The organism is Chitinibacter tainanensis DSM 15459 (genome assembly GCF_000429785.1).
GTDB lineage: Bacteria > Pseudomonadota > Gammaproteobacteria > Burkholderiales > Chitinibacteraceae > Chitinibacter > Chitinibacter tainanensis.
In genome coordinates this window covers 679,069-698,152 of sequence record NZ_AUCN01000009.1, presented here as the reverse complement: position 1 = coordinate 698,152, position 19,084 = coordinate 679,069, and the positions used below count along the sequence as shown (strand labels likewise).

Sequence of the window (19,084 nt, the reverse complement as noted above, 5' to 3'; positions counted from 1 at the left end):
AGTGGCCGCTTAGCGAAAGGTTTTGCCCCAAGCGCTGCGCGCCTGACTGGCCCGATTGATGTATTCGGTGAGCGCATCAGCTTGCTGCGCTTCGATCAAGCCAATCAACTGCTGCAACTGCGCGGCATTGGCGCGTAAATCCTGCAAAATGGCCTGCTGATTCGCAAGGGTAATATCGCGCCACATATCCGGGTGCGAGCCGGCAATGCGGGTGAAATCACGAAAGCCGGTGCCGGCAAAATCGAGGCACTGCGCCGCATTGTCTTTATCAAGCACCGTATTCATAAAGGCAAAAGACAAAAGATGCGGCACATGGCTCACCGCGGCAAACACGCCGTCATGGCTGGCGGCATCCATCTCATACACTTGCGCCCCGCAGGCTTGCCACAGCTGGCGCACCAGCGCTAAAGCCGCTGCATCGGTCTCGGCAAGCGGTGTGATCACCACCCGCCGGCCTTCATACAAGCCATAGGTCGCGGCGCTGGCGCCGGACAGATCGGACCCCGCAATCGGGTGTCCTGGCACGCAACGGCTGAGTTGCTGAGGCAAATACTGGCGATACAGCGCGCAAACGTCCTGCTTGGTGGAGCCACCATCGGTCACAATGCAATCGGGGGCCAAATGCGGGGCGATTTGTTGCAACAACGCCCCCATCTGCCCCACCGGCGTACCCAGAAAGACCAGATCGGCCCCTTGCACCGCCTCAGCGGCGACATGGCTGGCCTGATCAATCACCCGCAGCTCAATGGCCCGCTGCAGGTTGGCCGCATTGCGGCCAACGCCCACCACCTCTTCCACCAGCCGTGCGCGCTTTAAGGCCAGCGCAAACGAGCCGCCAATCAGGCCCGTACCCAGCAAGACCAGTTTGCGCAGTTTCATTGCTGCTCCAGCACCTTGATCAGGCTGTAGCGCAGATTGCTGGCATCGGCCGGCGGATTGGCCACTTTTTCGATTTTGACTTTCAGGCGGTAGCTTTTGCCCGCCTCAGGCTGAAAGCCGGCAATCGAGTTATAAAAGTTTTCCCACTCACCAGTGGCGCTGGTTTTCACCTGCAGACAATCCATTTTCATCACCCCGGCCGAGCACGGCTTAGTCTCGGGGCCAACCCACAGCTCCGCGGTACGTACGGCAGGTGTGCGCTGCAGGCGCAGCTCGCCCCCCTGACCGTCTTTTACTCGCAAAACCTGGCCTTTTTTATGCAATTGCAACTGCTCAGCGCCTTGCAACACCTGCAAATAGGCCGTTTCAACCTGCATCTGCGCCGGGGCGCACATCATCCGCGTAGTGGCCAGCGGGCCGATTTTGAGCGGATTGGCTTGCAGCTCACCATGAAAGCGGTTACAAGCGGCAAAACCACTGACGCGACCATCTTCACCCACCTGCAAACTAGGGCGTTGCTTGGCATTCAGCTTGATGGCCTTGCCCGCTTGTTTGAGAGACACCAGCTCATACTCACCATTGAGCAACAATGGCTTAGATTCTGCCGCATAGCTCAGTAACGGGGTTGCCAGTGCCACCGCCAAAATACAAGAAATCGTACGCATCAAGGTTCTCCTACAGTTCGCGGCCCACTGCGCTGGCAATTGCGCGCAAAGTGGCCATCAGACTGGTTAATTGTTCGGCCGAGAGGGCCTGATCAGCATCGCACCAGGCTTCGGGTGGATTGGGGTGCATTTCCACCAGCAAGCCATCCGCGCCAGCCGCAACGGCGGCCTGCGCCAGCGCCGGCACCATCCACGCTTTACCACCGGCATGGCTTGGATCAACGATCACCGGCAAATGCGTTTCCCGCTTGAGGACCGGTATCGCCGTTACATCCAGCACATTGCGATAAGCGGTTTCAAAGGTGCGAATACCGCGCTCGCAGAAAATAATATTGTGATTGCCACCGGCGGCAATGTATTCAGCGGCCATCAACCATTCATTGATGGTGGCAGACAAACCTCGCTTGAGGATAATCGGCTTATTGACCCGGCCCACTTCTTTGAGCAGATCAAAATTTTGCATATTGCGCGCGCCGATCTGGATGACATCCACGTCGTATTCCATAAAGGTGTCGAGCATACGCACATCCATCAGCTCGGTAACCACGGGCAGATTGTGCGCGCGCGCCGCGGTTTGCAGATAATCCAGTCCCTGCACCCCCAAACCCTGAAACGCATACGGACTAGTGCGCGGCTTGAAGGCCCCACCCCGCATCATGCGGCAACCAGCGGCGGCCACCATGGCGGCCGCATCGGCCATTTGCGGCTGGGTTTCAACCGAGCATGGGCCGGCGATGACCTGAATCTGCTTGCCGCCCAAGGGGATACCGCGCACCGAAATCACCGAGCCGGCCGGGTGCGTATCGCGTGAGACAATTTTGTATTGCTTCATGATGCGGGTCACACGCTCCACCCCAGGCAGGATTTCAAAGCGCGACGCATCCAGCAGGTCTTCATCGCCCATCGCACCAATAATCACCAGCTCCGAGCCCCGCGATACGTGCTCGGTCAGGCCACGGGCGCGGATTTCATTCACCACCGCCTGCACCTGAGTATCGGTGGCCGATAATTTCATCACAATGATCATCGTATCGCCCTTTTTTTCATGTTAAACCCAGTGTAATCACCGAGGGATAACCAGCCAGACTAACACCGGCAAGCCTTACCCGCCAATACGGTCGGTATTAATCACTGCCAGCGTTCGCATCGCCATGCCTAGGGAGCCACCCGCACAGCCTCATCCGGTGGCACACCCCAGCGGGCCAGCGCCCAGCCGGCCGCACACACCAGCGCCGAAGCGGTAAACACCCACGCCCCGCCCCACAGCGGCCAAACGAGCCCCGCCAGGATACCGCCCAAACTGCCACCCAAGCCAAATGACATCGCAATATACAATGCCTGTCCCTTGGCCTGATGGCGACCGGCAAAGTAACGATGGATATACCACATATTCACCGCATGATTACTGCCAAAGGTAAAGGCATGCCCCAGCTGGGCCACGATTACCACTGCCAAGGTAGCAGGCAACCAGCCAATCAGCGCAAAGCGCAGCACCCCGACGGCCAGTCCAAACAATAAGAGGCTGCGATAACGAAACCGCTGCGTCAGCTGCGGCATCAGCCAGAACACCGCGATTTCAGCCACCACCCCGATGGTCCAAAACCAGCCAATCAAGCTCTTGCTATAGCCCTGCTCGGCCGCATAAATCGAGTAAAAGCTGTAATACGGACCATGCGCCAGCGACATTAAAAAGGTGGCTCCGAGCAGCGCCAAAACTTCGCGTTGCCGCAATATCTGGGCAAAGCCCGCTTGCTCCGTGCTGCGCGCTGCCGCCACGCCAGTTTCTGGCACCCACCAGCAATACAGCGCCAAGGCCGTCATCACCGAGATGACTGCCCAAGGCAATACGCCCACACCCAGCGCCTCGATCAAATAGCCCGCCACCAGCGTGGCCACCACAAAACCCACCGAGCCCCAGATGCGCAAGCGCGCATACGCACCCGAATCGCCCTGCAGCAGATTCATGGCCGTGGCTTCCACCAGCGGCAAAGCCGCGCTCCAGAAAAAGCTGGCGAGCAAAACCGCCAAAAACAGCGGCCAGAAACTGGTGCTCAAGGTCAGTGGAATAAAAAACAACAGGGCCGCGACACCAGCCAGGCGCAAAATGGTTTGCCGGCGGCCACTGCGGTCGGCCAGATAGCCCCAAATGGCTGGCGCGTAAATGCGGTTGATTTGCGTGAGGCTAGTCAGAATGCCGATCTGCCAGGCCGGAAAAGCCAGCCCAGCCAGATACAGGCCCCAGTAAGGGGAAAACAGACCGTTAAAGGCGAAATAGCAAAAATAAAAGCCGGCGATCGCCAGCAAGGCGGTTTTTTTCTGCATACCTAGCTAGGTATTGACCTAGCAAGCTGATTAAGATTGGCGTGGGTAGTAATACCCTTGCATCACGATTTAAACTGCTCGGCCGCAACACGCAGATAATAAAACATCGACACGATGGTCAGAATGCCGGCCAGATAGAGCGCAATGCTGCCAATCAGTGGCGTTGATACGCCCGGCACCAGCGGCGCCCACCACAACAGGAACAAGATCGCAATCATCTGCGCGGTGGTTTTGAGCTTGCCGATCATATTTACCGCCACGCTCTTGGATTTACCCAGCTGGGCCATCCATTCGCGCAGGGCCGAAATGGTGATTTCGCGACCGATGATAATCACCGCCAGCCACGATGGCGCGCGATCGATCTCCACCAGCAAAATCAGCGCCGCCGCCACCATTAATTTATCGGCGACTGGATCGAGAAAGGCGCCAAACTGGCTGGTTTGATTCCAGCGCCGGGCCAGAAAGCCATCAAACCAGTCGGTGATGGCGGCCAGCGCAAACAGGCCAGTGCCGACCATATTTTGCCAGGCCACCGGATAATCGGTATGTGGCAGATAAAACACACCCACAAACACCGGAATCAGCGCCACGCGCAACCAGGTTAGCAAAATCGGCAAATTCAAAGGCATAGTCTAAGGTCGTCGGTAGGCCGGTGGCCAGCTATCACGGCCATGCAGGCGAGCAAAGCCCACCCGCATGAGAATGGCCGAGATTGTAACTGTTTTCCGCGCCCACCGCTTGCCCTAAGCGGCCGGCTGCTCGCCCAGCTTACGCCGCACCCGCCGCAGCACAGCGAACAGCACTGCCACCAACAGCGGCAAACTCAGGCCTTGCACCAGCTCCACCGCCACTGGCATGCCCATGGCCTTGAGCCCCTTCAGCCCATAGCCCAGCAGCCCACATAAGTAGTAGCTGATCGCCGCAATCGACAAGCCTTCCACGGTTTCCTGCAAACGTAACTGCAGCCGCGCGCGTTCGGCCATGCCGCTCAATAAATGCTGATTTTGCTGCTCTAGCCCGACCTCAACCCGCGTGCGCAGCAAGGCCGTGGCGCGACTCACGCGCTGAGCCAAGGTGCGCTGGCGCTGCGCCACCACCGCACAATGCTGCAACTTGGGCGCCAGTCGGCGAGTCAGGAATTGACTCAAGGGTTGCACCCCTTGCACCCGGGTTTCGCGTAGCTCTAGCAGCCGTTCACGCACCTGCGTGTAGTAATCAGCCGAAGCGGCAAAGCGGTGGTCGGTGCGCGATAGCGCGCTTTCCACCTGCGCCGACAGGCGCGTCAGCCGTTGCAGCAGCGGCCATTCATTGTGCGCGCTCAAATCTTGCAAGCTGCTGATGAGCTCGGCCAGCTCCAGATCGGCCGCGGCGAGCTCAGGGCCGATTTGCTGGGCGATCGGTGGCGCCAGTTGGGCCAGTGCCCGCGCGCTTTCGATATCAAACAGCCGCTGCAACATCCGCCCGGCCTGCCGCCGCCCCATACGCCGATCGGCGAGCACAAAGTGCAAAAAGCCATTGTGATCGGGCTGGTAATCACCAAACAGCCAACCGGCGCCATCGCCCACTTCGCCGCCCACCAGCTCATGGCCGGTAAAGAAATGCGCCGCAAGCTCTGGCACCGCCTGCGGCAGCGCAGCCGCCGGTAACACCTGCGCATGGATCGCAACCAAGACTTGTCCCGGCAATAAATCCAGCCATTCGGGCGGCAAGCCCGCCAAGGCTGGCTGGGCAAAAGGCGGGCTCACCGAATCGAGCGGCGCGCTGATGCTCAGCATGGAATGTTCGGCGTGGCGCTGCCAAAACAGTTGCAACTCGCCCAACTGCGTACTGAACGCAGCGACTTCGCCCGCCGGCCCCGCCACGCCAAAATGGCGACAAAGCCGCTGTAATAGCCACAACTCATTGGCAAGACTCAGATGCTGATTAGCATACGCCAGGTGGCTCACTTGGCCGGGAATCTGCAGCGCGGGATAAGCCAAAGTATGCGTTTCGCTGGCCACTTGCCGGCGCAGCGGATGCTCATGCAGGCGCAAGCTAAATTCGGTTGCGGCGGTCTCGGTGTTGGCGTCGTGGGACATGTGGGTCTCCTCACCGTTGGGCGGCGATCTTTACCCATAGAGCAATGCAAAAGCCATGCCACATAACGAAGCAAGGGGTATTGCCAGCAGCGCCTTATAAAATAAGACCCCAGCAGCAATACCCCTTATATAATTCATGCTCTGCACCAGTGCGGATCAGCCCGCGCGGCGAGCGCACCAGCACTGCGCAAGCTTTAGGCGCTAGCGGCTTTGCTCGCAGCCAAACGCTGACGACGGCTTTCGGATAGCACCATGCCCGTGGCCACCGACACATTCAAGCTTTCGACCGTGCCAAACATCGGAATCGACACCAGTGAATCGCACAGCTCGCGTGTCAGGCGGCGCATGCCCTCGCCTTCATTGCCCAAGACCCAGGCAATCGCGCCGGTCTGGTCGTAGTTATACAGATCAGTCTGACCATCGGCAGCTGTGCCCACGATCCAGATGCCGCGCTCTTTCAAATCACGAATAGTGCGCGCCAGATTAGTCACCATCACATAGGGCACCACTTCGGCCGCGCCACACGCCACTTTCGAAACGGTGGCGGTAATGCCCACGCATTTGTCTTTGGGGGCAATCACTGCATGCACACCCATGGCATCGGCCACCCGCAGGCAGGCACCCAGATTATGCGGATCGGTAATGCCATCCAGAATCAGCAAAAAGGCCGGCTCATCCAGATCATCGAGCACATCTTCAATCGACAGATAGCTCTTATCGCTATCAATCAGCGCGGCCACACCCTGATGGCGCACATTGCCGGCCAGGCCATCCATGCGCTCGGCGGTCATCGGGGTGATTTTCTGATCGGCTTCTTTGGCCAGACGCAGCAGGTCTTTCATCCGTGGATCGCTGCGCTCGTTGCTGACATACAGCTCGAGCACACTATCCGGAAAACGGCGCAAACGCGCGGTAACGGCATGAAAACCGTGGATCAATTTTTTTTGCATTTGGCGCAATTCCCCATTCAAAGGCGGGATTTTACGGCTTTTTGCCCCGCCGCGCTGCAAGATTGCGACTAAGGCCGCGCGCTAGCGACCTGAGAGCGTATCCAGATCAGCCTGATAATCGCCGCGCGGCAACAAGCGCCCTTGCGGCGCCGGATGAAAATACACCCACGCCCAGATCCGCTCGCCCGCAGCCGTGATGATCGGGCTCAGCTCGCGACAATAATCGTTGGGGTGTTCTTCTAGCTGATCGACCTGTGCCAGCGTGGCCGCATCCAGGGCATACAATTCACCCTGCACACGATATAGCGCCGGGCTTTTGGCTAGAAATGGATAGTCAAGGGTATACAGCGCAAACTCATGCTCGGTGCAGGCTGGCGCAATATACGTAGCTTGCGCCAGATAATGGTGATTGGCAAAACCCGCTTTGAGCGTGCCATAGACAAACAAAAACTGCTCGGCGCTAGGTGTGGCCGAGTCCGTGGGCGAGGCTGAGGATGGGGCTGGGGCGGCAGAGGCACGCGACTCAATCATGCTGACATAGCCTGAAATGATGGAGCGCTATTGTGCCTGTGCGGCCGTGGGTTTGCCTAGCGGCTCCACCACCGCCGGGCCACTTTCTTCGCCCACCGCGGGCACTTGCAGCACGTCCGAATCCACGCAGCGCTTGGCTTGACAGAGCTTAACGCGCCAGCTGGCCGGCCGGCTGGCGGGCACGCCTTGCCAGCTGCCACACCATACGCCATTGCCGCAATCCGTTTTTAGCGCCTGGCTGTACAGCACTTCGCGGGTGGTCTGATCAATCAGCAGCCAGCGATCCGGCGCCACGCCGGGCTGCTCGGTTTTCCAGCTTAATAACACTTGCGTCGGCAATAAGCCATCGCCCAAGTCAGGATCATCCGGGGTAAACAGCGCCAGCACCGGCTTGGCCGGCAAAAGCTCGGGCCCGAGCATGGCCTCGACGCGGATTTTCTCCGAACCTGCGCACAATGTGCGCCGGCACAGGCGCACCGATAATTCGTGCACGCCATTGGCCAGCGGTAAATTCACTTGGCCGGCTTGGCTGCGATCATTGTTTTCGGTGAATTTATCCGAGCGGTACACCACCTTGCTGCCGTTCAGCACTTCCCAATGGGTACCGGGATTTCCCCACCATAAATTCCATGCCACCGTCACCACGCCATCGGTGGTGATTTGCGGAATCCACGCCAAGGCCGGCGCATCGGGTGGGCCGGCTTCAGCCACGGCGCCGGGCTCTTCACCGGCCTCCACCCAAGTCGCGGCGCGAACTTCGGTACACAGCGGCGCCTCGAGCGTGCCGTTGCAAAGTTTGATGCGAAATTGATGCTCGCCCGGAGTGAGTTTAGCCAGTTGAAAAACGCCGCTTTGCACCGACTCCAGCCGCGCCTCGGCCAGCTCAGTGACTTGCACGCGCTCACCTTGCACGGGCGGGGCGTTATCGCGCGTGCGGCGGCTAAAATCGCGACCACGATAGCGCAGCACGTCGTTATCCCATACTTCCCACCACTGCCCGGCCGTACCAAACCAGATATCCCAGGCGATGGTGAGCGGCCCGTTTTTGAGCCGTGCCGGTAATGCATCCAGCACCGGCAGCATCGGCGCTTCGACTTGTTGCTCGGGAATGCTGGGGCCGCTATTGGCCACAAACTCGGGCGCATAAATGCTCGGGTCATTGCGCACGGGGGGCGGCGGCGCGCTCAGCTGCTCGCATTCAAGCACCCCCAGCACGGCGGTGGGCTGGCAGGCTAGCTGATCGCGTTTGGCCGCTTCGCTACTGGGCAATAAAAATCCGGCGTGGGCCGCGGCCGAGAAAGCGCCAGCCAACAGCCAGCCAGTAGCACGAACAAGAAGGGCAAAACGCGGAGCCATGCGCAATTTCCTTGGCGGGGTTTAAACTGCTTCGCAATATTCCAACTGTAACTGCAAATGCCGTTCGCCGCGAAATTCGTTAACGGCGATTTTATACACGGCCTGAATATCCCGGGGTATCGGCTCGGCGTAGTTGAAACACATAGCGTCTAGCACCATACCCTCAGGGCTGCTGAGCTTGAGCTTGCTGTGTTTTTCACCCACGATGCGCTGTTCAACCACCCGAAAGCGCCCCTGAAAAACGGGCGCCGGAAAGCCCTGCCCCCAGACCTGCCGATCCAGTTGCTCGGCGGTGGCGATTTGTAGCGCATCGGCCGGCAACTCGCCATCGGTTTCAATCACCCGTGTGAGCTGGCTCTCATCCAGAAGTTCACGACACACATCCTCAAATGCGGCGGCAAAAGCAGCGTAATCGGCCTTGGCAATCGTCAGCCCAGCCGCCATCGCATGCCCGCCAAATTTGCGGATTAACTGCGGCTGCCGCTTGGAAACGAGATCGAGCGCATCGCGCAGATGCAAACCGGGGATCGAGCGACCCGAGCCCTTGATTTCATCGCACACCACGCCTTCGACGCCGCCATCGGCAAACACCAGCGTGGGGCGGTGAAACTGATCTTTGACCCGCGAGGCCACAATCCCGATCACGCCCTGATGCCAGTCGGGCTGATACAGACACAAGCTGTAGCGATCAGCCACATCCACAGCCAGCAAGGCGCGTTCGGCCTCTTCGCGCATGCCCTGCTCAATTTCGCGCCGCGCGCGATTGAGTTGATCCAGCGCCTTGGCTTGCTGCAATGCCTGACCTTCATCGGTGGCGAGCAAGGTGTTGATGCCAAAGCTCATATCATCCAGCCGCCCGGCCGCATTTAAGCGCGGCCCCAGCGTAAAGCCCAGATCAAAACAGCTAGCACGGCCGTGATAACGCCCCGCCGCCGCAAACAGCGCCATGATGCCGGTGCAGGCACGGCCGGCGCGCATGCGTTTGAGGCCCTGCTCGACCAGAATGCGGTTATTGGCATCAAGCTTCACCACATCGGCCACCGTGCCCAGCGCCACGATATCCAGCCATTGCGCCAGATTCGGCTCGGCCTGCTGGCCATTGGCGTACACGCCGCGCTGGCGCAATTCGGCCCGCAAGGCCATCAGCACATAAAACATCACCCCGACACCGGCCAGATTTTTGCTCGGGAAAGTACAGCCGGGCTGATTCGGGTTCACGATCAAGGCCGGCGGCAGCTCATCGCCGGGCAAATGGTGATCGGTAATCAAGACTTCGATGCCGTGAGCCTGCGCATGGCGCACCCCAGCCAGACTCGCGATCCCGTTATCCACGGTAATGATCACATCCGGCGCCTTGGCCCGCGCCAGATCGACAATCTCGGGCGTCAGCCCATAGCCATACTCAAAGCGATTAGGCACGATGAAATCCACCACCGCACCAAACGCCGCCAGGCCCTTCATGCCCAAGGTGGTGGCGGTGGCGCCATCGGCATCATAATCGCCCACGATCAGCAGGCGCTGGCCTGCTGCAATCGCATCGGCCAAGCGCGCCGCCATCGCGGTGGCGTTTTTTAACAGGGTAAACGGTAGCAAACGGCTCAGCTCATGCTCCAGCTCTTGCGGATCGGCAATGCCACGGGCGGCATATATTCGCGCCTGCAGCGGGGTATAGCCCGCTTGCTGCAGGGCGGCGACCGCTTGCGGCGCGATGGGGCGCGGACGAATCAGCGACATCAGCCTTCCTCCGTCAACGGCCCGATCGGCAAAGTAGGCCGACGCCAGAAGCGCCATAAATCACTCCGCCGAATGCGGCATTGCTCGCCGGTATCGGGCAAGGTGAGGCATAACTCCGACAGGCTGCCAGCCTGCAACGCGGCCAAGGCCGGCGCAAACCAGTCGGCTTCCCAGCGCAGCCAGATTTGCTGCCACTGATAGCCTTCACCGTAAATTGCCGGATAGCGCAAATCATCGAGTAAAACGCGAGCATGGCTGATATTCAGCCCCTGAGCCGCAGCAAAATTGCCTGGCACAGACGGTTGCGCCCCCAAGGCACTCAGCAATACATCATCGGCGTATAGCGCCGCAGGCATTGCTACATCTTGATCTGTAGGATATACGCCACCACCCGATAGCCACACACTGTGCACCAATGGCTGGCCTGCCGCATCGCGGGCGTCGTTCACCGGATGCTGGTACAGCAACATTTGCATTTCATTCAATAAGGCATGAAATTGCAGCGCCTTCGGCCCTGCAGGCAAAACGTCGTTCAGATCGCGATTAAGCGCTTGATCCAGCGGGATAAACTCCAGCTGCGGGTCAGCCGGCAGGCGCAGCAGCCATTGGCGCGGGCTGATGGCAATAAACTGCCAGCCATCCGCACCATACAAGCCATTCAGGCTGGCCACTAGCGCCTCGGCTTCCGCTTGCTGGCAGGCCAGATACGGCTCACCCAAGACGGTGAGATGATCACGTTCCAGCCGCAGGTGCACCGGCTCAGCCAGCAACCAGTAGCCCGCCGTGAGTGGTGTAGCACTTTGGGCTTGATAGTGCGCCGCCAAAATTGGCCCGGCGGGTAGCTGCGCCAGCCCCGCTAGGCTAGCCAGGTAGGCCGCCCGCCCGCGCAGTGACAAAATGCTTTTTCGGCTTGCGCCATAGAGTTTGGCCAGCGCCGGCAGGGCTTGGTTTTGCCAGATCGCGGCGCGTGTATTTAGCTGCGGCCACAGCGCGCCGGGCAGAATCAGTTCAAGTTGGGTCAAGGTCGTCATACGCGCATTTTAACATCGCCACGCCCAAGCTTTCGCCCACCTAGCACAAGAAAAAACCACTGAGTAAAAACCCGAATTGGCTAGCAGCATCCCGCAGCGAATTCAAGCATCTGAAAATGTGTGTTGCATTATTGGCAACACCTAGGCATAATTCGCCCCCTTCGATGCATTGCCCGCTGCATTGCAACAGTTTCGCTGCCGATGGCAGGTTTGTTGCACACTTTATTTCTTTCGGTGGGCGTTTTGCTTTTTCATAGATCTCATCGCCTCTGACCTTCTTCCCCGCACTGCAGTTGTTGATAGCGGAACTTCTGGTTGGCGTCGATGCTGAGTCAAGTCATGGACTTGGCCACACATATAAGGACTGCCAACATGCCGCATACCGCTGCTACGGCTACAGACACGCCTAACGCTTTTATCGAACTGGGCCTGGCGCCACAAATTACCGCCACCCTGGAAGCCCAAGGCTTTAACACCCCAACCCCAATTCAGGCGGCCGCCATTCCTGAAATCATGGCCGGCCACGACATCATGGCTTCAGCGCAAACCGGTACCGGTAAAACTGCTGCTTTCTTGTTGCCTGCCCTGCATAAACTGACCAAAGAGCCAAAACACAATGGCCGCGGCCCGCGTATTTTGGTGCTGACGCCAACCCGCGAATTGGCCGAGCAGGTGTCTAAAGTGGCGACCGAATTCTGCCGCAAGATTCCGCGCTGCAAAGTGGTGACCGTCGTGGGTGGCGTACCCTATCCAGTGCAAAACAAAATGCTGGCGCAGCCGTATGAAGTGCTGGTGGCGACCCCAGGCCGTTTGACCGACCTGATGCGCAATGGCCGCATTGATTTCCGCCGCATGGAACTCTTGGTGCTGGACGAAGCCGACCGCATGCTGGACATGGGCTTTATTGATGAAGTGGAATCGATTGTTGAGCAACTACCCAAAGAGCGCCAAACCGCCCTCTTCTCGGCCACGCTGAGCGAATCGGTACAAAGCTTTGCCGAGCCAATGCTGCGCTCGCCAAAACTGGTGGAAATGGCGCCACAAGAGGTATCTAAGCCACAAATCGAACAGCGTGTGCACTATGCCGATGGCTATGAGCACAAACAAAAGCTGGTTGCCGCACTGCTGCGTGACAACGACGGCCAGCAAACCATTATCTTTACCGCCACTAAATTGTCGGCCGATGAACTGGCTGAATGGCTGAAGCTGGAAGGCTTTAAAGCTGCCGCCATGCACGGCGACCTGGCTCAGCGCGATCGTCGCCGTACTCTGGATCGTCTGCGTCGCGGCGATATCGACACACTGGTGGCCACCGACGTGGCAGCCCGCGGGATCGACGTGGCCGGCATTAGCTTGGTTATCAACTTTGATCTGCCACGCTTTGCGGAAGACTACATCCACCGGATCGGTCGTACCGGCCGGGCGGGTCGCTCTGGCGTGGCGGTATCACTGGTCACGAAAAGCGACTTCTCGCTGCTGACTAAAATTCGCCGTCAATTCCAAATCGAATTTGGCGTACAAGAAATCGAAGGCTTGGAAGCACGCTTCCAGCCAGGCCGTGGCCACCAAGGTGGCGATCGTCGTGGCGCGGGCGGCCCAGGCCGTGGCCGTGGTCGCGATGGCGGCTACAACAAGAGCTTTGGTGGCTACAAAGGCCAGCGCCAACGCGAAGACGGCCAACGTCACACCGAAGGTCATCGCAGCGAAGCGTCACGCGGCAGCTACGGCGAGCGCGAACGTCAACCACGCGGTGAAGGCTTTGGCGGCCAACGCGAGCGTCAATTTGATAATCGCGAATCACGCGGCGGCTACGGCAATCGCACCCCTCGCGGCGGCGAATTCGCCGGTGACCGTGCGCCACGTGGCGATTTCGATCGCGCTCCACGCGGTGATTTCGGTGGCGAGCGAGCTCCACGCGGCAACTATGGTGGTGATCGCGGCGATCGTGGTGGTCGTGATTTCGACCGCGCACCGCGCGGCGATTTTGGCAGCGAACGTGCGCCACGCAGTAACTTTGATCGCGCTCCGCGCGGTGACTTTGGCGGCGAGCGCGCCCCACGTGGCAACTACGGTGGCCAGCGTGAGCAACGTGAAGGCGGTCAGCGCGAAGTACGCGCTCCACGTGGCGATTTTGGCGGCAAGCCAGATGGCAAACGTGGCGGCGGTCGCTTTAGCTAAGCATCGCGCCTTACCCAATAAAAAAGCAGCCTGCGGGCTGCTTTTTTATTGCCCGGCAGGGCTGCGCTTTGGGCTTGCTCAGTTGCGTGGCGATCGCTGAGCCCAACAGAATCGAACCAGCGCTTAATCGCCCGCAATCTCCAGCGGCGGCAGACCGTGTCGCGCGCGGGCGCGATTACAGGCCGCGCTATACACCCCGATTTCGGCCAGCGCGCCAAACTCGCGACAGGGCGATGGACGCTCGAGATAGATGCCACAGTACACCCGCTCACCGACCTTGCCCACCAGCGCCAAGCACCGCGGCTGCGCATAATCGGTGCCGCGCATACGGGCGGTGTAGGCCGTTTCGTCATCCGCCAAGCTATCGGGCACCGTGCCGCCTTCGCTACTAAGCTCCGAGCGATCAAATGACACCCGGAACGCCGCACAGCAGGCGCCACAGCTCAAGCACACATTTTCCATATTCAGCCACCCGATCCAGCGATTACAATCAGGGCCGCATTCAATCCAATTCCCCGCCTGGGGTCAAGTTTTACCATGCTGATTCGCCCACTCACCGCTGCCGATTTGCCGGCAGTTGCCGCCATTCAAGCCAGCTGCTACCCACCGGAACTCTTAGAGCAAGCCGAATGCTTTGCCGCCAAAATTGCCTTTTCGCCAGCCAGCCACTGGCTGGCCGAGCGCGATGGCGAAGCGCTAGGGTATTTGTTTTGCCACCCCTGGCAAGGCTGGCATCCACCCGATCTCGACAGCCGACAGCTTTGCTGGCCACAGCCACATGCCGCTGCGGACTGCTTTTATCTGCACGATCTGGCCGTCGCGCCCAGCGCGCGCGGGCTTGGGGTGGCCGAGCAATTGATTGATACGGCACTAAGCTGGGCGCGGGCGCAGCAACTGCCACGGGCGATGCTGATCGCGGTGGGGCGCGCACCGGCATTCTGGCTAAGGCATGGCTTTGTGGCCGAGCGCAACGGCGCTGATCTGCGCAAATACGGCGCCGCCGAGTTAATGAGCCGCACACTTTAGCCAGCCACATGGGTATTGCCAGCTAATTCAGATAATAAAAGGTCTACAAATAGATACCCAACAGGGTATAAAGCTGCCACAGCGCCATCGCCACAATCAACCCGCCGCACAGTGGCCGCACCCAGGGTTTTTGCAGGCCTTGCTGTAGCTGGCGGGCAAACAAGCCCATCAATAACAGATTGGGCAAAGTTCCCAGCCCAAAGGCCAGCATCACCCCCGCCCCGTGGCTCGCACTGCCGCTCGCCAGCGCCGATAAAGAGGCGGTGTACACCAGCCCGCAGGGTATCCAGCCCCATAAGAGACCAATTAGCGGCGTGTGCCACACCGAGCGCACCGGCAACAAGCGCCGCATCAGCGGCTGCACCCGCCGCCACAGCGGCTGCCCCAAGGCTTCGACGCGAGTGAGCCAACGATTAACACCGGCGATATACAGCCCCAGCAAGAGCAGCAGTAGATTAGCGAGGACAAACAGCGAGAGTTTGAGCGCCTGCAATTGCAAAAGCAGCGCAAAGCTTGCCAAACCACCCAGCAAGGCGCCGATCAGTGCATAGCCGGCCAGTCGGCCCAGATTAAAGCCCAGCAAATACGGCCAACGCGCCGTGGCCGGCAATTGCAAACTAAAGGCCGTGACGATGCCGCTGCACATGCCCACACAATGCCCGCCACCGAGCAAACCAGCCAAAAACAAGGCCAGCAAATCTACTTCCAGCACGCTATCCCGCCCACCGTTAAATCAGGCGAGAATACCGCGCTTGCGTCACCGTTGTCCGCAAATATCGATCAAACACCATGGCAATCGAACGGATCAGCAGCCGGCCTTTGCCGGTTACAAACAGACCATCGGCCTCAATCTGCAGCAAACCGTCTTCGACCAGCGGCGCGAGCAATTGCAGCTCGTCAGCAAAATACTCGGCAAAATCGATCATATAGCTGACTTCAATCGCCTGAAAGTACAGTTCAAATTGGCACATCAGCGCCTGAATCACCGCCCGGCGAATCACATCATCGCGATTCATCGTCAGGCCGCGCTGCACCGGCAACTGCTGCACATCCACCGCCTGATAGTACTCTTCCAGCGTTTTTACATTTTGGTAGTACTGGCCGCCCACCTTGCCAATCGACGACACGCCAAAGGCCAGCAAATCACAGTCGGCATGGGTAGAGTAACCCTGAAAATTGCGCTGTAGGCGCCCACGGCGCTGCGCCACGGCCAGGTCATCATTCGGCAAGGCAAAGTGATCCATGCCGATCAGCACATAACCCGCCGCCAAGAGATCGCGAATGGCGTTTTGCAGCATATCCAGCTTATCGCTAGCGGAGGGCAATTCGGCCTCATTAATCCGCCGCTGCGGCATAAAGCGCTCGGGCAAGTGGGCATAGTTGTAGAGTGCGATGCGATCCGGGCGCAAAGTCAGCACTTGCGTAATCGTTTCAGCGACGCTGGCCACGGTTTGCTTGGGTAGGCCATAAATCAGATCGACACTCACCGATTTAAAACCATGCATGCGGGCGGCTTCAATCACAGTGCGGGTTTCTTCTTGCGATTGCACCCGATTCACGGCTTCTTGCACTGCGGGGTTGAAATCTTGAATACCCACACTCATCCGGTTAAAACCCAGCTTCGCCAAGGTACGGATCATCGATTCGCCCACTTTGCGCGGATCAATCTCGATGGAGTATTCGCCAGTCGGCAAGAGCTCAAAATGGCTACGCACCATCCCCAGCAAGCGCTCAAGCTGCGCTTCATTTAAAAAGGTGGGCGTACCGCCGCCTAAATGCAGCTGACTGACCCGCGAGCGCTGCGGCAAGGCCTGCGCATACTGGGCCAGCTCGCGCCCGAGATAATCCAGATACACATCCGCTTTGCTGGTGTCTTTCGTAATAATCTTGTTACAGCCGCAGTAATAACATACGGTATTGCAGAAAGGGATGTGAAAATACAACGATAGCGGATTGGCTAGCGCGCCGGGTAAGCGTTGTTGTAATATCTGCTCCAGCTGAGGGCTGGTCATGGCTTGCGTAAAGCGATCCGCAGTCGGGTAAGACGTATAGCGCGGCCCTTTGCCGTCGTAACGCACGATCAGCTCGCGATCAAATTCGATTTGGCCGCTCGGGTGCGGATGCTGGCTTGTTACAAATGTCATCGTGACTCTACTCCGATTCTACCCCTGCAGAATAAGAGCTGGCCTAATCCTCTGGTTTGATTAAAATCAATTCATCGTGACGGCGCATGCGGTAATTAGCACGCGCTAGCGGTACAATGTTTCCCTGTTTTTGTTTTCTGGTGAGAAGTTGATGATTTCCCCCATCCAAGTACGCGACATGACCCCACGCCATCTGCGCAATTCATGTGTTAACTGCAGTTTGCGTGAGCTGTGTCTGCCCATCGGCCTCTCCCAGGATGAAATGTCTGAACTGGATAAACTGATTACCCAGGCCCGCCCGATCAAACGTGGCGAGGCGCTGTACCGTGCCGGTGAACCATTCCGCTCGCTGTATGCGGTGCGTCTGGGCTTCTTCAAAGCCAGCGTGATTTCTGAAGACGGCCGCGAGCAAGTCACCGGCTTTCACATGTCGGGCGAATTGCTGGGCATGGACGCCATCAGCACCGATGTACACACTTGCGACGCCATCGCCCTGGAAGACAGCGAAGTGTGCGAGCTGCCCTTTAGCGACATCGAAGACCTCTCACGCGATGTGCCACTACTGCAACGCCATCTACACAAAGTCATGAGCCGCGAAATCGTGCGCGATCATGGCGTGATGCTATTGTTGGGCAATATGAAGGCCGAAGAGCGCCTCGCCGCATTCCTGCTGAATCTGTCACAGCGTTTCGCCGTGCGCGGCTATTCATCCAGCAGCTTCCATCTGCGTATGACGCGGGAAGAAATCGGTAGCTATCTGGGCCTGAAACTGGAAACCGTAAGCCGTACACTCTCCAAATTCCAGGACCAAGGTTTGATTAAAGTGCAAAACCGCTTAATCGAGCTAGAAAACATCGACAGCCTGAAAAAACTTTTGAACACCTGTCACGACGAATAAAGCACCCACCGGGGGTATCATGCGCCAAGCCCATTTGATTGCCCCCTCTAGCCTTATACCCCTGATAGCCAGCCGGTTGCACTGGCAAGCCCCGCGCCAAACAGCCTACTGCCTGCACCCGCTCAGCCAACAGCTGCCTAGCATCGCTAGTGATGAAGCAATTTTGCTGTTTCATCCTGGCTCTCCTTATTTGCAGCAACACTATCCTGAGCATCCGCTGTGCGAGGTCATCATTCTACCCAGCCCTCTGGCCGGCCTGCACGGCTTTATGCTGGCGGCCAGCGGCGAGCATGCCGCGCTTGAGCAATCTGCCGAAATACTGGATCTGCTCGCCCCCGTGGCCAATGGCTGGCTGCACCTCGGCCCGCGCGGCTGCGGCGGGTTTATTCAGCAAATCTGGCAGACGCTATTGCCGTCCTCGCAAAGCGCCGAACAGCAAGACTGGCAAGCCATCCTCAGCACTTTGCAACAGCCCAATCCGTTTCAGCAGCAAGGACCACTACTAACAGCACTGAGCCATCAGCTCTTGCAACAACAGCTACAGCTCTCTACCCTGCGCGGCCTCGCCCATCGCTTTTTGCAGGATTTTCCACCTGCAGCATTTCAGGCACACCACCCACAGCTTGAGCAGGCCTTTGCGCCATTAATTAGCAACGAATACAGCCCCACTCACCAGCTGGCGCAACTACTCAGCCAGCAATAAGGCGAGCAGTCTCGCTCACGCACCTAAAGGCGTAAGCAAATAAAAAAGCCACCCGAAGGTGGCTTTTTTGATTACTCAACTACTTATTTGCTTTTGATGGTGTAGAGCGGGGTTTGACCTGCAACCACTGCGCCGCTAGCCAGATTGGCCAATGGGGCAAATTGATCAGCATTGGTCAATACCACCGGGCTGATCACCGATTTAGCATTGTTGCGCAAGTATTCCAGATCCAGCTCCAGCACCGGCTGGCCGGCTTTCACTTGGCTACCTTGCTCAACCAGACGGGTAAAACCTTGCCCGCCCAGCTTCACGGTTTCAATCCCGATGTGCACGATCAGCTCAACACCGGCATCATTGATCAGTGCGAAAGCATGGTTGGTGTTGAAGATCTTCACCAATTGGCCATCACACGGCGCAACAACTTGATTACCGGTAGGCAGAATCGCCACACCTTCACCTACAGCTCGGGTCGCAAATGCCGCATCGGGCACATCTTCCAGAGCCACCACCTCACCCGTTACCGGGGACAGCAGTACGATTTCGCCGGGGTTAGAGGCTACAACCGCCACAGCCGCAGGCTGTGGCGCAG

At 58.6% G+C, this 19,084-nt stretch carries 19 protein-coding genes; 4 read left to right on the top strand and 15 right to left on the bottom strand.

Translation table 11 applies throughout. The annotated features are described in order from the left end of the window. Nucleotides 1-9: 9 nt before the first annotated feature. The 11 genes from G482_RS0104460 to G482_RS19405 all read right to left on the bottom strand — a co-directional run bounded on the left by G482_RS0104460 (nt 10) and on the right by G482_RS19405 (nt 11,546). Nucleotides 10-879, bottom strand: coding sequence for a prephenate dehydrogenase (locus G482_RS0104460; RefSeq protein WP_034618774.1), 870 nt, complete (start codon nt 877-879; stop codon nt 10-12). Beyond that, entirely contained in the window at nt 876-1,544 is a 669-nt protein-coding gene (locus G482_RS19410) for an META and DUF4377 domain-containing protein (protein WP_051258714.1), read from the bottom strand. The genes G482_RS0104460 and G482_RS19410 overlap by 4 nt, the downstream gene beginning before the upstream one ends. Nucleotides 1,545-1,554: 10 nt before the next feature. Continuing rightward, nucleotides 1,555-2,559, bottom strand: coding sequence for a 3-deoxy-7-phosphoheptulonate synthase (aroF, locus tag G482_RS0104450; protein WP_245575241.1), 1,005 nt, complete (start codon nt 2,557-2,559; stop codon nt 1,555-1,557). Nucleotides 2,560-2,699: 140 nt separating this feature from the next. Continuing rightward, entirely contained in the window at nt 2,700-3,866 is a 1,167-nt protein-coding gene (locus G482_RS17260) for an MFS transporter (protein WP_034618768.1), read from the bottom strand. Nucleotides 3,867-3,928: 62 nt separating this feature from the next. Beyond that, complete coding sequence (gene pgsA, locus G482_RS0104440; protein WP_028449026.1) at nt 3,929-4,495, bottom strand: CDP-diacylglycerol--glycerol-3-phosphate 3-phosphatidyltransferase; 567 nt, start codon at nt 4,493-4,495, stop codon at nt 3,929-3,931. A 114-nt stretch (nt 4,496-4,609) separates the two neighbouring features. After that, complete coding sequence (locus G482_RS0104435) at nt 4,610-5,944, bottom strand: DUF3422 family protein (RefSeq protein ID WP_028449025.1); 1,335 nt, start codon at nt 5,942-5,944, stop codon at nt 4,610-4,612. Nucleotides 5,945-6,138: 194 nt separating this feature from the next. Beyond that, complete coding sequence (gene rlmB / locus G482_RS0104430) at nt 6,139-6,894, bottom strand: 23S rRNA (guanosine(2251)-2'-O)-methyltransferase RlmB (RefSeq protein ID WP_028449024.1); 756 nt, start codon at nt 6,892-6,894, stop codon at nt 6,139-6,141. An 81-nt stretch (nt 6,895-6,975) separates the two neighbouring features. Next, nucleotides 6,976-7,425, bottom strand: coding sequence for a gamma-glutamylcyclotransferase family protein (locus G482_RS0104425; RefSeq protein ID WP_051258713.1), 450 nt, complete (start codon nt 7,423-7,425; stop codon nt 6,976-6,978). A gap of 27 nt (nt 7,426-7,452) precedes the next feature. Next, nucleotides 7,453-8,781 carry a chitinase N-terminal domain-containing protein gene (locus G482_RS0104420; RefSeq protein WP_028449022.1) on the bottom strand — a complete coding sequence of 443 codons (1,329 nt, stop codon included), beginning with the start codon at nt 8,779-8,781 and terminating at the stop codon, nt 7,453-7,455. Between the two features lie 21 nt (nt 8,782-8,802). Beyond that, the gene (gene recJ, locus G482_RS0104415; protein WP_028449021.1) at nt 8,803-10,515 is read right to left on the bottom strand and encodes a single-stranded-DNA-specific exonuclease RecJ; all 1,713 of its coding nucleotides are present in this window, start codon (nt 10,513-10,515) and stop codon (nt 8,803-8,805) included. Next, nucleotides 10,515-11,546 (bottom strand): hypothetical protein, encoded by a 1,032-nt coding sequence (locus tag G482_RS19405; RefSeq protein ID WP_051258712.1) that lies wholly within the window; start codon nt 11,544-11,546, stop codon nt 10,515-10,517. Before G482_RS19405 ends, recJ begins: the two co-directional genes overlap by 1 nt. Before the next feature lie 372 nt (nt 11,547-11,918). On the opposite strand from G482_RS19405, the gene G482_RS0104405 reads away from it, so the two are divergent. After that, nucleotides 11,919-13,724: a DEAD/DEAH box helicase gene (locus tag G482_RS0104405; RefSeq protein ID WP_051258711.1), complete on the top strand. Its 1,806-nt coding sequence runs from the start codon at nt 11,919-11,921 to the stop codon at nt 13,722-13,724. Nucleotides 13,725-13,847: 123 nt separating this feature from the next. Here G482_RS0104405 and G482_RS0104400 read toward each other — a convergent pair whose 3' ends face one another. Next, the gene (locus G482_RS0104400) at nt 13,848-14,186 is read right to left on the bottom strand and encodes a YkgJ family cysteine cluster protein (protein ID WP_028449019.1); all 339 of its coding nucleotides are present in this window, start codon (nt 14,184-14,186) and stop codon (nt 13,848-13,850) included. Nucleotides 14,187-14,261: 75 nt separating this feature from the next. Here G482_RS0104400 and G482_RS0104395 point away from each other — a divergent pair, with 75 nt between their 5' ends. Then, nucleotides 14,262-14,750, top strand: coding sequence for a GNAT family N-acetyltransferase (locus G482_RS0104395; protein ID WP_034618767.1), 489 nt, complete (start codon nt 14,262-14,264; stop codon nt 14,748-14,750). 43 nt (nt 14,751-14,793) lie between these two features. Here G482_RS0104395 and G482_RS0104390 read toward each other — a convergent pair whose 3' ends face one another. Together G482_RS0104390 and hemN are read right to left on the bottom strand one after the other, a co-directional pair. Next, nucleotides 14,794-15,462: a sulfite exporter TauE/SafE family protein gene (locus G482_RS0104390; protein WP_028449017.1), complete on the bottom strand. Its 669-nt coding sequence runs from the start codon at nt 15,460-15,462 to the stop codon at nt 14,794-14,796. 16 nt (nt 15,463-15,478) lie between these two features. Then, nucleotides 15,479-16,894, bottom strand: coding sequence for an oxygen-independent coproporphyrinogen III oxidase (hemN, locus tag G482_RS0104385; protein ID WP_034618766.1), 1,416 nt, complete (start codon nt 16,892-16,894; stop codon nt 15,479-15,481). A 151-nt stretch (nt 16,895-17,045) separates the two neighbouring features. On the opposite strand from hemN, the gene fnr reads away from it, so the two are divergent. Next, the gene (gene fnr, locus G482_RS0104380) at nt 17,046-17,792 is read left to right on the top strand and encodes a fumarate/nitrate reduction transcriptional regulator Fnr (RefSeq protein ID WP_081986573.1); all 747 of its coding nucleotides are present in this window, start codon (nt 17,046-17,048) and stop codon (nt 17,790-17,792) included. Between the two features lie 19 nt (nt 17,793-17,811). Further along, entirely contained in the window at nt 17,812-18,495 is a 684-nt protein-coding gene (locus G482_RS0104375) for a hypothetical protein (RefSeq protein WP_034618765.1), read from the top strand. An 83-nt stretch (nt 18,496-18,578) separates the two neighbouring features. On the opposite strand, the gene G482_RS0104370 is transcribed toward G482_RS0104375, so the two are convergent. Then, complete coding sequence (locus G482_RS0104370; RefSeq protein ID WP_028449013.1) at nt 18,579-19,064, bottom strand: PTS sugar transporter subunit IIA; 486 nt, start codon at nt 19,062-19,064, stop codon at nt 18,579-18,581. Between the last annotated feature and the right edge of the window lie 20 nt (nt 19,065-19,084).